Annotated in this window: 13 protein-coding genes; 4 read left to right on the top strand and 9 right to left on the bottom strand. The window is 55.9% G+C overall.

Annotated elements, in window-relative coordinates:
* The first annotated feature begins 1 nt into the window (after position 1).
* Together LCH65_RS04815 and LCH65_RS04810 are read left to right on the top strand one after the other, a co-directional pair.
* Positions 2-484: a hypothetical protein gene (locus LCH65_RS04815; RefSeq protein WP_003369752.1), complete on the top strand. Its 483-nt coding sequence runs from the start codon at positions 2-4 to the stop codon at positions 482-484.
* A 123-nt stretch (positions 485-607) separates the two neighbouring features.
* Positions 608-814 (top strand): hypothetical protein, encoded by a 207-nt coding sequence (locus tag LCH65_RS04810; RefSeq protein WP_002554553.1) that lies wholly within the window; start codon positions 608-610, stop codon positions 812-814.
* A gap of 72 nt (positions 815-886) precedes the next feature.
* On the opposite strand, the gene LCH65_RS04805 is transcribed toward LCH65_RS04810, so the two are convergent.
* The gene (locus LCH65_RS04805; RefSeq protein ID WP_003369750.1) at positions 887-2,164 is read right to left on the bottom strand and encodes an aromatic amino acid transport family protein; all 1,278 of its coding nucleotides are present in this window, start codon (positions 2,162-2,164) and stop codon (positions 887-889) included.
* A 415-nt stretch (positions 2,165-2,579) separates the two neighbouring features.
* Here LCH65_RS04805 and LCH65_RS04800 point away from each other — a divergent pair, with 415 nt between their 5' ends.
* Together LCH65_RS04800 and LCH65_RS04795 are read left to right on the top strand one after the other, a co-directional pair.
* Positions 2,580-3,368 carry a TlpA disulfide reductase family protein gene (locus tag LCH65_RS04800; RefSeq protein ID WP_226439199.1) on the top strand — a complete coding sequence of 263 codons (789 nt, stop codon included), beginning with the start codon at positions 2,580-2,582 and terminating at the stop codon, positions 3,366-3,368.
* A 120-nt stretch (positions 3,369-3,488) separates the two neighbouring features.
* Positions 3,489-4,058: a TetR/AcrR family transcriptional regulator gene (locus tag LCH65_RS04795; RefSeq protein WP_003369744.1), complete on the top strand. Its 570-nt coding sequence runs from the start codon at positions 3,489-3,491 to the stop codon at positions 4,056-4,058.
* A 102-nt stretch (positions 4,059-4,160) separates the two neighbouring features.
* Here the strand turns inward: LCH65_RS04795 and LCH65_RS04790 are convergent, their stop codons facing one another.
* The 8 genes from LCH65_RS04790 to rpsA all read right to left on the bottom strand — a co-directional run bounded on the left by LCH65_RS04790 (position 4,161) and on the right by rpsA (position 13,386).
* Positions 4,161-4,523, bottom strand: a complete 363-nt coding sequence (locus LCH65_RS04790; protein WP_003369742.1) for a helix-hairpin-helix domain-containing protein — start codon at positions 4,521-4,523, stop codon at positions 4,161-4,163.
* A gap of 158 nt (positions 4,524-4,681) precedes the next feature.
* Positions 4,682-6,676: a nucleoside-diphosphate sugar epimerase/dehydratase gene (locus LCH65_RS04785; RefSeq protein ID WP_003434424.1), complete on the bottom strand. Its 1,995-nt coding sequence runs from the start codon at positions 6,674-6,676 to the stop codon at positions 4,682-4,684.
* 104 nt (positions 6,677-6,780) lie between these two features.
* A complete protein-coding gene (locus LCH65_RS04780; protein ID WP_003369738.1) occupies positions 6,781-7,791 on the bottom strand; it encodes a glycosyltransferase family 4 protein in 1,011 nt (336 codons plus the stop codon).
* On the bottom strand, positions 7,784-8,764 hold the full coding sequence (locus LCH65_RS04775; protein WP_226439198.1) for an SDR family oxidoreductase: 981 nt from the start codon (positions 8,762-8,764) through the stop codon (positions 7,784-7,786). Before LCH65_RS04775 ends, LCH65_RS04780 begins: the two co-directional genes overlap by 8 nt.
* Before the next feature lie 198 nt (positions 8,765-8,962).
* Positions 8,963-10,396, bottom strand: coding sequence for an MBL fold metallo-hydrolase (locus tag LCH65_RS04770; RefSeq protein WP_226439197.1), 1,434 nt, complete (start codon positions 10,394-10,396; stop codon positions 8,963-8,965).
* 413 nt (positions 10,397-10,809) lie between these two features.
* Positions 10,810-11,052, bottom strand: a complete 243-nt coding sequence (locus LCH65_RS04765; protein WP_003369732.1) for a lipopolysaccharide assembly protein LapA domain-containing protein — start codon at positions 11,050-11,052, stop codon at positions 10,810-10,812.
* Positions 11,053-11,076: 24 nt separating this feature from the next.
* Positions 11,077-11,373, bottom strand: a complete 297-nt coding sequence (gene ihfB / locus LCH65_RS04760; protein WP_003369729.1) for an integration host factor subunit beta — start codon at positions 11,371-11,373, stop codon at positions 11,077-11,079.
* Between the two features lie 321 nt (positions 11,374-11,694).
* Positions 11,695-13,386 carry a 30S ribosomal protein S1 gene (rpsA, locus tag LCH65_RS04755; RefSeq protein ID WP_002554562.1) on the bottom strand — a complete coding sequence of 564 codons (1,692 nt, stop codon included), beginning with the start codon at positions 13,384-13,386 and terminating at the stop codon, positions 11,695-11,697.
* Between the last annotated feature and the right edge of the window lie 54 nt (positions 13,387-13,440).

The following is a 13,440-nucleotide window of genomic DNA, read 5'->3' as shown; positions in this document are numbered from 1 at the left end:
CATGAATAAACGGGATGTACTGCAACTGATCATCGATAAACTGAACATCGATCTGGACATCGCCGAACGAGCGGCGCAGACCGCCTACGAAACGGCAACCCACGAAGAGAACATCGCCGAGAACAAGTACGACACGCTAGGGCTGGAGGCCTCTTATCTGGCAGCCGGACAGGCACGCCGCGTCGAGGAAATTCGTCAGTCGCTGGCGCTTTATCGAAAATGGTCGCTCAAGCCATTCGATGAATCGCGCGGTATTCAGACCGGTGATCTGATAGTTGTCGAGGATGCGGGCGGGCAGACACACTATCTGTTCCTCGGCCCCGATGCTGCCGGGCTGAAGGTCAGCGCAGGCGATCAACTGGTCACCGTCATTACTGCCAGAGCCCCCCTCGGGCAGAACCTGCTGGGCAAATTCGAAGACGATGCTGTACAGATTGTCATCAACGGCAGCCGACAATCCTACGAGATCACACAAACGTTGTGACACACCCGGCATCTACAGGGTTGATCGCATCAAGTTTTTGTGGGTAAGGTGAACCGTCGCCATCACCACCGCAACCGGGGCAACATCAAAGCAAACAAGGACTAAAACCCAAGGAGATTTTTCATGACGAACGTCATCGCATTCCCTGACGCCCATGAACGTGATCGCCTGAAGTCCAGCCAAGATCCGGCGTTGAGATACTTGAACAAGAAAGAACGACAACTGATCGACCAACTGCGTTCGACCAGCCATGCGGGACGGCAGTACGTTTACGACTATGCGAGCATCATGCACTTGTCCAGGCCGCTGTATCCCGAGCCAGTAGATTGATCACGATCGCATAACCTGATCAAAGTCTGCGCCGTTGAATCGGCGCAGACCAGGAGGTTTCGCTTGCCGGATTCAGCGGGCCAGCGAGAAGATCAGTGCTGAAATCGCCACCACACCGGCGGCAACCACAAAGTAGTTGGACCATGCGCCAGCGTATTTGCGCATGGCCGGGACTTTGTGGATAGCGTACATCGGCATCAGGAACAGCAGAGCCGAAATCACCGGCCCGCCCAGGGTTTCGATCATGCCCAGAATGCTTGGGTTAAGCGTTGCCACCAGCCAGCACACCACCAGCATGAACGCCGCGGTCATACGGTCCAGCGCCTTGGGTGCAGGACGACGACCCGCTTTCAGAACCAGGCCTTTCAAGCCCTCGCTTGCACCGATGTAATGACCCAGAAACGACTTGGAAATAGCCACGAACGCAATCAGCGGTGCGACAAAGGCGATGGTCGGGTTATTGAAGTGGTTGGCCAGGTAGGACAGGATTGAAATGTTCTGCGCCTTGGCCTCGGCCAGTTGAGCAGGTGACAGTGTCAACACGCAACTGAACACGAAGAAAAGCACCATCACCACCATCAGACCGTGGGCGCGGGCCAGAATCTGCGAGCTGCGTACCTCTGCGTTTTCACCATACTGGCGCTTCTGATCAACGGCAAAGGCCGAGATGATCGGTGTGTGGTTGAAAGAGAACACCATCACCGGGATGGCCAGCCACAGCGTAGGTATGAACGCCGATAGCTCGGGGAACGTCGTAGCGGTACTCAGAATGCCCCCGGTCCAGTGCGGGATGAGGAATACCGCGAGAAACAACAGAGCGACGATGAACGGGTAAACCATCAGGCTCATGGCCTTGACGATGAACCGCTCGCCGCAACGCACCACGGCCAGCAGGCCCATGATCAGCACGAACGCCAGTGCGGCGCGTGGCGGTGGCGTGATGTGCAACTGATGCTCAAGAAAACTGCCAACGGTGTTGGTGAGGGCCACGCTGTAGATCAGCAGGATCGGGAAGATTGCGAAGAAGTACAACAAGGTGATCATCGCACCGGCACTCTTGCCGAAATGCTGTTCGACCACATCGGTGATGTCGGCACCTTCACGCCCTGACAGCACAAAGCGCGTCAACCCGCGGTGGGCGTAGAAGGTCATGGGAAACGCCAGCAGCGCCAGCGCCATCAATGGCCAGAAACCGCCGATACCTGCGTTGATTGGCAAAAACAGGGTACCCGCACCGATGGCGGTACCGAACAATCCGAGCATCCAGGTCGTGTCATTACGATTCCACGACGCGATGCTCTCGGGAGCTACATCCAGACGTTCTACGACGCCATTAGCCTGATCATTCATCCGGTCGACTCTCCGTGGCCGGTTTATCAAAAAGGGAAACGCATCGAAAAAACCGGCAGTTCAGCGCCCCCCTCGAAAACAGCGGGCGAGATTCTCCGGGATTGACGCCAGAAGTCAAAGGCTTGTAGGACAATAGTTTCTTCCACAACAAGTCGGCATTCGAGCGCACGCCTTTTGTACAAAGGGCTGGAGGACGGTCGACCTCTTGTCGAGGAATTAGTGTTTCAACAGCTTACAGGCTCAATCAAGCCGCCCACGCGGCCTAACATCCGGGAACAGTTCTGCGTTTTCCTGGAGGGGCCGACAGCGATACCATGCCGCGCCTGTGCAGTGCGCAATGGATGGTCGTCAGGCAGATAAGCGCACCGGCAGCTGAATGTGATCCCGGCAAAAACCCCTTCAAGGCCCCAAAACGATGTTGAGCATCAACGCCGGGCCGTTCGCCCTCGCCATACCCCACCTGTTGTTGGGCGCCTTGATGACGGCCACCTGGATAGAGGCGCAGCTTGTCCGGCATACCCTGTCCAGAAAGACCGCCGTGTTCGGACTCTTCATTCTGGGTGTCGCCAGCGCACGTATCGCGTTCGTCCTGACCTATTTCGCACAGTACAGCGACACTCCCTGGAAGGCACTGGACATCCGTGATGGCGGCTTTCTGGTCTGGCCCGGGGTTATCTGCGCCCTGCTGGGCGCCTTGATCATCGGCTGGCGCCGTCCCGAACAGCGTCGCGCCCTGACGTTCGGGATGGGCATCGGACTGGTGATCTGGGTATCGGGCGGCTTGATTCTGGATCATTATCAAAAGCGTATTTCACTGCCTGATACAACACTTCGGACGCTGACTGGCGAGCCGGTCAGGGCGTCCGACTACCGGGGCAAATCGGTGGTCATCAACCTGTGGGCCACCTGGTGCCCTCCGTGTCTCCGCGAAATGCCGGTGCTGCGCGATATGCAACGGGAACGCAAGGACATTACGTTTCTGTTCGTCAATCAGGCCGAAAGCGCCGGGACAGTCAGCGACTATCTGTCCAAACAGCAACTGGTGCTGAGCAACAGTTTTCTGGATCCGGAAGGCGAGTTCGCCCGCCAGGTCGGTTCGGCGGCGCTGCCCACCACTCTCTTCTATTCGCCGGACGGACGCCTGATCGGTAGCCATCTGGGCGAATTGTCCAGAGCCAGCCTCACTCATTATCTGGATAAATAGTCAGGTATTCACCTGACTGATTGAGCTGAAGTTCTCATTGCGAGCGAAAGCCTGCTGCAACGTTTCACCTATCCATGTATAAATGCGCTGACACATTGGCCCTCTCTGGAGACTCAGCGCATGCGTTACGCGCTCGATCATAAGGCCCAAACGCACCAACGCATTGTCAAGGAAGCGTCCATGCGCTTCCGTCGTGACGGCATTGGTGCTACGGGCTTGCAACCTTTGATGAAGGCACTTGGCTTGACCCATGGCGGGTTCTACGCGCATTTCAAATCCAAGGATGATCTTGTTGAACAGGCATTGAGTCACGCCCTCGACAATGTAAAAGGAATCACCAGCGACGTTTTCGCCAGACAGGACTCGCTCAGTGAATTCATTGATCTCTACCTATCGATAGCCAGCCGCGATGCGGAGGACGGGGGGTGCCCGTTACCGACCATGTGCCTGGAACTGGGCCAGCGCGATCAGCCCAGCATGACGACGGATAAAATCATCCTTCACCTGCTGGAGCAGTTCGACAAGCCCCTCGCGGAGAATGGAATGGAGTCCAAAAGCCTGCCGGTGCTGTCCGCACTGGTGGGTGGTCTGGCACTCGCCCGCAGCGCTTTTGACGAGGAGCTGTCACAGCGCATTCTGGACACGACCCGCGACTATCTCAAACAGGAGATAAAAAAGAGCACCAACTGACCCTCTGGTACAGACACTTTCGCGGGGAGCGTCTCAGCGAGAGTTTATAAAAACACAGGCCAATCATTGATCGGCCTGTGTTTTTACTGGCTGAAACGCTGTTCAGTCGATCGCAAGTTTTTCGCGATTCCTCTCCAGAATGGCCTTGCCGATCCCCTTGACCTCTATCAACTCATCAATCGACGTGAACTCACCGTTGGCTTCCCGGTAAGCCACAATGGCATCGGCCTTGTTCTTCCCGATACCCGCCAGTTCTTTCTGCAGTGTTTGCGCATCGGCAGTATTGAGATTGACCCTGTCCTTGCGTTGCTCATGCGCCGCAGTGGGCGCGGTGTCCTCCATCATCGGCAAATGGGATACCGAGGGCGCCGATGTGGCGGGCTGAGACACAGGGGCGGCATTGACCGCAACCGAGGCACTGGTGAGCAAGGCAAAGATCAGGGCACTGAAAATAGGGGTTCGCATAGATAAAGCTCCATAGCAGTTCAAGGCAGCATCCACATGCTGTGCCTGAAACTTAGACCAGCGTCCCCTCCTGGAAAAGCACTCGAGCGTTGCTGCCTGTTGCCGGATCGTTCAACGTATTTCCGCCTCTGCCCAGAGCCCCGGCGGTGCTGATGAAATCACGTTTCGCCGCTGCGTTCCTGATACATCCAGTCAACGATTTCGCCCTCTGGCGTATAACCGTTTACCGTTTCGCGCAGCAACTGACGCACACTGGTGTAATCGTCGCGGTCGACCGCGTCCAGCAGTTTTGTCAGGCGGCCTTTCAACACATCCCACGGCAGGCAATCTTCGTTTGCACTCATGATCATCGGGTGCTCGGTGGCAACCACGTTGTCGCCGATCAACAGCTCTTCATAGAGTTTTTCGCCAGGACGCAGCCCGGTGAACTCAATGGAGATATCACCGTGCGGATTTTTCTCCGAGCGAATGGCCAGACCGGACAGGTGGATCATCTTCTCGGCCAGTTCGACAATCTTGACCGGCTCACCCATATCGAGAACGAAAACGTCGCCGCCATGCCCCATGGAGCCCGCCTGAATGACCAACTGAGCGGCTTCGGGGATGGTCATGAAGTAGCGGGTGATTTTGGGATGCGTCACCGTCAGCGGCCCGCCTGACTGGATCTGCTTGTGGAACAGCGGGATCACCGAACCGGACGAGCCAAGCACATTGCCAAAGCGAACCATGGTAAAGCGGGTCTTGTTGACCTGATAGACATTGGCCTTGTCGCCGAAGATCACTGGTGCGGTTTCGCGGCTCAGTGCCTGCAATATCAATTCGGCGAGACGCTTGGTACTGCCCATTACATTGGTCGGGCGGACCGCCTTGTCGGTAGAGATCAGGACAAAGTTGGACACGCCTGCCTGCAACGCCGCCTGGGCGGTATTGAGCGTGCCCACAACGTTGTTGATGACGCCTTCGGCGATATTGTGCTCGACCATGGGCACATGCTTGTAGGCCGCAGCGTGATAGACCGTGTCGACCTTCCAGGTTTTCATGATCGACAGCAATTTGGGGTGGTTGCGCACCGAACCGAGTATGGGCAGCAATTTCACCGAAAGTGACTCACGGGCCGAGCGCTGTTCAAGCTCGGAAAGAATGCTGTAGAGATTGAACTCGCTGTGGTCCAGCAACAGTAACTGGGTAGGCTGCAGCAGCAATATCTGTCGGCACAGCTCGGAGCCGATGGAGCCGCCAGCGCCGGTCACCAGCACCGTTTTGCCCTTGATGCAGTGCTCAAGCAGGTTATCGCGGGCCGGGACTGCATCGCGCCCCAGAAGGTCTGCAATGTCGACTTCCTGAAGGTCATCGACCTTGACCCTGCCAGCGGCCAGATCCATGAAGCCCGGAACGCTTCGTACGTGCAGCGGAAAGCCTTCCAGAAAACCGAGGATTTCCCGACGACGTCCACGCGACGATGAAGGGATTGCCAGGAGGATTTCCTGAGCCCCCGTGGAATCGATCATTCGCTGGATGTTTCGCGGTTTGTAGACCTGAAGACCGGAAATAACCCGGTTGGAAATCGATTCATCATCATCGATGAACGCCACCGGATGCATCAGACGGCCCATGCGCAATGCGGCGACCAACTGGTTTCCCGCAGCGCCAGCGCCGTAGATGGCAACCTTCTGCAAACCGTTGTCGCTCTTGGCGAAAGGTACGTGCTGCGCCGCAGCGAACCAGTCGCCGAGAAAATACTGCCGCATGGCCAGTCGCAGACCGCCGATCATGACCATGCTCAGCCACCAGTAATTGAAGATCACCGAACGCGGGACCAATTGCTGGTGGTTACTGTAAACGTAGACCATGCACCCAAGGATCAGCGACGACATCGTCACGGCCTTGATGATGGCAATCAGCGCATCATTGCCGAAATAGCGCATCACTGCGCGATACATGCCGAACCGGATGAACAGCGGGATAGCCGCAACGGGCGCACTGATGAACAGCCACGTGTGCTTCTCGAGCGGATTGATCAGCTCATCGATACCCAGTCGTACGACAAACGCCATCCATAGAGCCAGCCAAACCAACAGGACGTCGGCAGCCACCTGAATTATTCGTTTTTTGCGGCGTGGTAGAGCCAGTAATCTGGTCCGCAACCTGCTCATCAATTTTTTAATGCTCCGTTATGCTACCGGTTGCAACATGATCTGAAATCGGTACCTGTGAAACAGCTACGTGTCTGAGACAACCAGAAAAACACTTCGTTACCTTATTCTGCCTTGCCGGCGCGGAACCTCAGCGCCAGTAGAATCAGCGGGCAGTAAGCAACTACCGCCCATATAAGCCCTTCTCCATCGCCCAGCGCAACCCATAGTGCAATCGGCAGCAACCAGACAAGATTGATCAGCCCCACTGCAAGCGTAACCGGCACATGCCGGCCGTAATGACGCGACGCAAACTGATACGCGTGGCTGCGATGTGCCTCGTAGAGCTTTTCCTTGCGTAACAGGCGTCGCACGAGGGTCACGGTCGCGTCGACGATAAACACTCCCAGCAGAATCAACCAGGACCAGAATAACTGAGGTGAGGCCCAGGAACCCTGAATGGATAGCACACCGAGCACTATCCCGAGGAAGCCGCTGCCCGCGTCGCCCATGAATATCTTCGCCGGCGGGAAGTTCCAGTAGAGGAAACCTGCTGCGGCAGCGCCCAGCATGAGCACTTCCCAGGACAGTCCGGCGTGGCCATCCAAGGCATAGATGATGCTCATGCCCAGGCATACAGTGACCGCCTCGATACCGGCGATACCGTCTATTCCGTCCATGAAGTTGTAAAGGTTCAGCATCCACACCAGATAGAACGCCGCGAGTACTTGCCAGAATGGCCCCAGGTCGACCGTCCAGCCCATGACGTCAAGCGGGGCAAGACCGTCCAGCCAGAACAAGGCCCATGCAGCCGCAGCAAAATGCCCCAGCAGGCGCCATCGTGCGGCGATATGCCCGTGATCGTCCATGAAACCGATCACCGCCACCAAGCCGCCCGAACCGACGATGGCAACAAGCGCAGAGCAAGGCAGATAGCCGGCCCACCCCAGCAAAGCCATCGCCATGACGAAAGTGATGACGATGGCAACGCCGCCACCTCTGGGCGTGGGTATGGAATGCGAACTTCGAGCGTTTGGAATGTCGATCAGACTTTTGGCGAGCGCATACTTGCGCAACAACGCCGTTAGAATCAGAGACAGAAAGGCAATAGCGATGACCGACAGCCACTCAATCATGCTTGTCGTGTTCCAGATAATATCGAGCGGTGTCCTGCATGGCGTGTTCAATACTCACAGGTGGAAGCCAATCCAGCATCGTACAGGTTTTACTGATATCGACCTGCAGCGAGTTGCACAGCCGTTGTGAAAAAGCCTTCTTGCCCAACAGTGCTGCAGCCGCGTTCAACAGCACGGTCGGCACCGGCAGCAGCCGGGCAGGTTTGCCCAAGGCCTTGCCCATTTCGCGCAGCAGCCTGGCCGTAGACAGATCATCACCGTCACTGACCAGAAACGTCTGGTCAGACGCAGCAGGATGATCGACACAGACGGTCACCAGGTCTGCCAGGTTATCCACCGCCACCAGGCTTCTACGATTATCGATGGCCCCGAGCGGCAACGGCAGCCCTTTGTCCAGCCAGCGCATCATGCTTCTGAAGTTCGCCTTGACCCCCGGACCATAGACCAATACCGGTCGAATGATCACCACCTGCATACCGGTGCGGGCAGATAACTCGCGCAAGCCCTCTTCGGCCCTGTGCTTTGACACGCCATAGGCATCCAGCGGATTGCACGGGTCGCTCGCACTGAATGGCGCGCCCGGAAGCGTAGACTCGCCATTGGCCTTGATGGAACTGATAAAGATAAAGCGTCTGACGCCTGCCGCTGCGGCCTGCTCGGCCAGATTCAGCGTTGCGGTGACATTGGCGCGGAAGTATTCCTGGTCCGGTGCGTCAGCGGTCTCGTTGAGTACATGCACCCGGGCAGCACAATGAATCACCACGTCCGCGCCGGTTACAAAACTTGCCCATTGATTGTCCGGCGCCAATGATTGCGCACTGACAACATCGATGCGCGAGTCGGAAGCAGCATAGGCGCCCCGGACCGCAACCCGCACAGAGCAGCCTGTGCGTTCGATCAGTCGGCGAACCACAGCACTGCCCACGAAACCTGTCGCACCTGTTATTGCAACCAATGCAACATCACCGCTCATGCAAACACGCCCTTCCAAATCGGCCAAATATTGCTTAAGTAACCCGTTTTGACAACTGAAATATGTTCAAGCCATTTTATAACTTTCACGATGACGCTCAACGTACCCCAGGGACAATGCACGATAATCATGCATTGGCACTCACTTGCAAGAATTCGATTACCGCATCAGCCGACAACTAACGTGCTCATCGCGCCTTCAAGGGATAAACATTTCCAACGGGCGTTTCTTGAGCGAGTACTTGCGACTCAGAATATTGCCCAGAACCTTTTTCGCGGCCGCCTCGCCATGCACCAGCCTGATCTGCGTCGGCCACTCTTTCATCCCCGTCACGAACTCGACCAGTTCGACCTGATCAGCGTGGGCAGAATAGCCTTTTGCGGTGTGGACCCCGGCATTTATATCGAAGCGCTCGCGGTCCAGCTCTACATAGCCGCCCGACGGGCCGTGCAACTGAATGGCCTCGCCCGGCGTTCCCTTGCCCTGATAGCCGACAAATACCACGTTATGCCGTGTGTCACCGAGCATGGCTTTCAGGTAATTGACGATCCTGCCTCCGGCACACATACCGTTACCGGCAATCACGATGGCCGGACGCGCCGTACTGGCCAGGTAATTGACAGTGCGCAGATGTTCCTCATGGGTGTCGACGGTAACCAGTTGTTCGAAACCCAACGGCTTTCTGCCGACGTCGAGCCTTAACCGCGCGCCCTCATCCCAGTAGTCTTCAAACGACTGATAGACCTTGGTAAAGCGACTCGCCAGAGGCGAATCAAGGATGATCGGCAACCTCGACCAGTCCGGATCACCGTCACCCGGCTGCCTACCGTTTTCGACGGCATGATTCGATGGCATCTTGCGTCGCAGTATGTCTTCCAGCTCGTAGAGCAATTCCTGGGTTCGGCCGATGCTGAATGCCGGTATCAGGACGGTGCCGTTATCCTCCAGCGCCTTGTCTATGATGCGCTCAAGCCCTTGCTGACGAGTGCTGCGATCTTCGTGAACACGATTGCCATAGGTGCTTTCCAGCACCAGCACATCCGCGCGCTCGGGCGGTTTCGGCGCAGGCAGAAACGGCGTATGACTCGCCCCCAGGTCACCGGAAAACACCACGCGCACAGAACGCGTTTGTGCAGGGTATTGAAGATCGCATTCTATATAGGCAGATCCCAGTATGTGCCCGGCACGCTGCAAACGGACCCGGCAATGCAGGGATTCGTTGTCGACCAGGCTGAACCATTCATCGAATGGCAGAGCGATGATTCTCTTGTTGATGACATCCAGGTAGCGTCCGACTTGCCCGGGGTCGTGTGCAAATTCGATTTTCAGAAGATCTTCCATGACCAGTGGCAACAGGTGGGCACTGGGCTCACTGCACAGTATCGGCCCCTTGTAACCGGATGCCAGCAACTCGGGAATACGCCCGACATGGTCATTGTGCACATGGCTGATCAATAACGCTCTGACAGCCTCCGGGTCGAATCCGAATGAAGCGGTCCCGGACTGCCTGCCGCGCTCCTGCACCGACCCGCAGTCAATCAGCAGGCTGCTCGATGCATCCATGTGCAATTGATGACACGAACCCGTGACTGTATCGACAGCGCCGTGATGAATGATTTGCGGATAAGACATGCAGTCACCTTTTCTTGCCAGCCTGCTCTGAATACGCGGTACATCCGGCAGCAGGTCTGAACATTAAGTTTCGGCGCATTCTGCACTTGAACGATTCATTTTCAAGCCTTGACACAAGGCAGTCAGGGCAGCAGTAATCAACACTGAAAATGAATATAACCCGCACCCCCTTTAAAATGGGTACACGAATTAAAAAAGCGAATATTCCTACACGCCTGAGCAACTATTCTCTATATAAGCGAAGAATAAACTGACAAAACTATAAGGCTCTTTTTTCGATAAAAACGCGCGAAGGCACAACGAAGCACGCCAGCCCCGAAGCATCGCATGCGGCTTTATTGAACAGAAAGGGGTAAAAAACGCGCGCTATCGTGTCGCCAGATCAATCTCCGACGACGCATGATCGACGCTGCTCAGACAGAGCGAGGGGAAGGTGTGCGCTTTTTACGAAGACTGGCTATCCATGCCAGTATCGGGCCGATGACCATGCCCAAGAGCAACGCAAGGACAACAGGCAATGCCAGAGGGAGCTGAGGCGCCGACCAACCGAAAAACGTCACGGCAACAGACTGCCGGTTCTCAAGCACAAACACGGTTGTTGCCAAAACAGCGAGCAACACGGCGACGATCAGAATGACTCGTTTGAAGATACGCATCTGGTAATCCTGTGGTGGATGGCTTTAAAGGCCCTCTTCTTCATCCTCGTTGACCCGATCCCGCAGCTCCTTGCCCGGCTTGAAATGCGGAACAAACTTGCCATCGAGACTGACCGATTGTCCGGTCTTCGGGTTGCGCCCTACCCGTGGTGCACGGTAATGCAGCGAAAAGCTGCCAAAGCCCCGAATCTCGATTCGGTCACCGGTTGCCAGGCACTGGGACATTTGTTCAAGCATGGTCTTGATAGCCAGCTCGACATCCTTGGATGAGAGCAGCCCTTGATGGGTGACAATTCGTTCGATCAACTCCGACTTCGTCATATTTTTCCCTTCTTTTTCAAGCAGCTAGATCAGCGCTTGGAAGGTTTTAGCATGACCGGATGAATTTGAACAGCCCATCTATTGACTTATGTTCAATACCGTCTAACCAGGCATGAACAGATTACAGCGACATGACAGGAGACAGATACGGGAAGGGAGCTTGAGCAATAGGCGAAACGAGACGGCCTGAGAGGCTACTGGAGACGTTTAGCGACTCACACTGTGCGTGAGAGCAATCCAGGCGCATCCGAACCTGTAGGGCCTGAACGGCAGAAACGAAAAAGGACGACCGAAGTCGTCCTTTTTTTGGTCAAGCAGAACTTAGTTCTGTTTTTCCATTTGCGCGCGCAGCAAGTCACCAATAGTGGTAGGACCAGTGCTTTCAGCGACTTCAGGCTTGCTACGCAGGCTCTGGATCGCTTCTTTCTCGTCTTCAACGTCTTTCGACTTGATGGACAAGCTGATTACGCGGCTCTTGCGGTCAACGCTGATGATCTTGGCTTCGATCTCTTCGCCTTCCTTCAGAACGTTACGCGCGTCTTCAACGCGGTCACGGCTGATTTCGGAAGCCTTGAGGGTCGCTTCGATGTCGTCGGCCAGAGTGATGATGGCGCCTTTGGCGTCAACTTCCTTAACGATACCGCGAACGATCGCGCCCTTGTCATTGACAGTGACGTACTCGGAGAACGGATCGCTTTCCAGCTGCTTGATACCCAGCGAGATACGCTCACGCTCAGGATCAACCGACAGGATCACAGTGTCGAGCTCGTCGCCCTTCTTGAAGCGACGTACGGCTTCTTCGCCCACTTCGTTCCAGGAGATGTCGGACAGGTGAACCAGACCGTCGATGCCGCCGTCCAGACCAATGAAGATACCGAAATCGGTGATCGACTTGATGGTGCCGGAGATTTTATCGCCCTTGTTGAACTGGCCAGAGAAATCTTCCCATGGGTTGGATTTGCACTGCTTGATGCCGAGGGAGATACGACGACGCTCTTCGTCAATGTCCAGAACCATGACTTCCACTTCGTCGCCAACCTGAACGACTTTCGAAGGGTGGATGTTCTTGTTGGTCCAGTCCATTTCGGAAACGTGTACCAGGCCTTCCACGCCTTCTTCCAGCTCTGCGAAGCAGCCGTAGTCGGTCAGGTTGGTAACACGCGCGGTAACGCGGGTGCTTTCCGGGTAGCGAGCCTTGATAGCAACCCATGGGTCTTCACCCAGTTGCTTCAGACCCAGGGAAACACGATTGCGCTCGCGATCGTACTTCAGGACCTTGACATCGATCTCGTCGCCAACGTTGACGATTTCCGATGGATGCTTGATACGCTTCCAGGCCATGTCGGTGATGTGCAGCAGGCCATCGACGCCACCCAGATCGACGAATGCGCCGTAATCGGTGAGGTTCTTGACGATACCCTTGACTTGCTGACCTTCCTGCAGGGACTCGAGCAGAGCTTCGCGCTCGGCACTGTTCTCGGCTTCCAGGACACTGCGACGGGAAACGACAACGTTGTTGCGCTTCTGGTCCAGCTTGATGACCTTGAACTCGAGCTCTTTGCCTTCCAGGTGAGTCGTGTCACGCACAGGGCGGACGTCAACCAGAGAACCAGGCAGGAACGCACGGATGCCGTTAACGTCGACAGTGAAGCCGCCTTTAACCTTACCGTTGATAACGCCCTTGACCACTTCTTCAGCTGCGAAAGCCGCTTCCAGAACGATCCAGCACTCGGCACGCTTGGCTTTTTCGCGGGACAGCTTGGTTTCGCCAAAGCCATCTTCGACCGCGTCCAGCGCAACGTGAACTTCATCACCGATCTTGATGGTCAGCTCGCCAGCGTCGTTGTGGAACTGTTCCAGCGGGATGAGGCCTTCAGATTTCAGACCGGCGTGAACCGTAACCCAACCTGCCTGGTAATCGATATCAACGATGATCGCGGTGATGATCGAACCGGCCTGAAGGTTGAGGGTCTTTAGGCTTTCTTCAAAAAGTTCTGCAAAGCTTTCGCTCATTTTAATTCCTGTTGATCAAGGGCGAAGGATACGCCCATCTGCCACGCTCCAGAC

The sequence above is a fragment of the Pseudomonas sp. MWU16-30316 genome (genome assembly GCF_020515645.1).
GTDB classification, from domain to species: domain Bacteria; phylum Pseudomonadota; class Gammaproteobacteria; order Pseudomonadales; family Pseudomonadaceae; genus Aquipseudomonas; species Aquipseudomonas cerasi.
Note: the sequence above shows the minus strand (reverse complement) of the source record. Positions and strands in the feature narration are given on the sequence as shown.

Excerpts from the sequence above, each read along its gene's own strand:
- LCH65_RS04815 (WP_003369752.1), top strand. The coding sequence starts at position 2 with ATGAATAAACGGGATGTACTGCAACTGATCATCGATAAACTGAACATC.
- LCH65_RS04810 (WP_002554553.1), top strand. The coding sequence starts at position 608 with ATGACGAACGTCATCGCATTCCCTGACGCCCATGAACGTGATCGCCTG.
- LCH65_RS04805 (WP_003369750.1), bottom strand. The coding sequence starts at position 2,164 with ATGAATGATCAGGCTAATGGCGTCGTAGAACGTCTGGATGTAGCTCCC.
- LCH65_RS04800 (WP_226439199.1), top strand. The coding sequence starts at position 2,580 with ATGTTGAGCATCAACGCCGGGCCGTTCGCCCTCGCCATACCCCACCTG.
- LCH65_RS04795 (WP_003369744.1), top strand. The coding sequence starts at position 3,489 with ATGCGTTACGCGCTCGATCATAAGGCCCAAACGCACCAACGCATTGTC.
- LCH65_RS04790 (WP_003369742.1), bottom strand. The coding sequence starts at position 4,523 with ATGCGAACCCCTATTTTCAGTGCCCTGATCTTTGCCTTGCTCACCAGT.
- LCH65_RS04785 (WP_003434424.1), bottom strand. The coding sequence starts at position 6,676 with ATGAGCAGGTTGCGGACCAGATTACTGGCTCTACCACGCCGCAAAAAA.
- LCH65_RS04780 (WP_003369738.1), bottom strand. The coding sequence starts at position 7,791 with ATGATTGAGTGGCTGTCGGTCATCGCTATTGCCTTTCTGTCTCTGATT.
- LCH65_RS04775 (WP_226439198.1), bottom strand. The coding sequence starts at position 8,764 with ATGAGCGGTGATGTTGCATTGGTTGCAATAACAGGTGCGACAGGTTTC.
- LCH65_RS04770 (WP_226439197.1), bottom strand. The coding sequence starts at position 10,396 with ATGTCTTATCCGCAAATCATTCATCACGGCGCTGTCGATACAGTCACG.
- LCH65_RS04765 (WP_003369732.1), bottom strand. The coding sequence starts at position 11,052 with ATGCGTATCTTCAAACGAGTCATTCTGATCGTCGCCGTGTTGCTCGCT.
- ihfB (WP_003369729.1), bottom strand. The coding sequence starts at position 11,373 with ATGACGAAGTCGGAGTTGATCGAACGAATTGTCACCCATCAAGGGCTG.
- rpsA (WP_002554562.1), bottom strand. The coding sequence starts at position 13,386 with ATGAGCGAAAGCTTTGCAGAACTTTTTGAAGAAAGCCTAAAGACCCTC.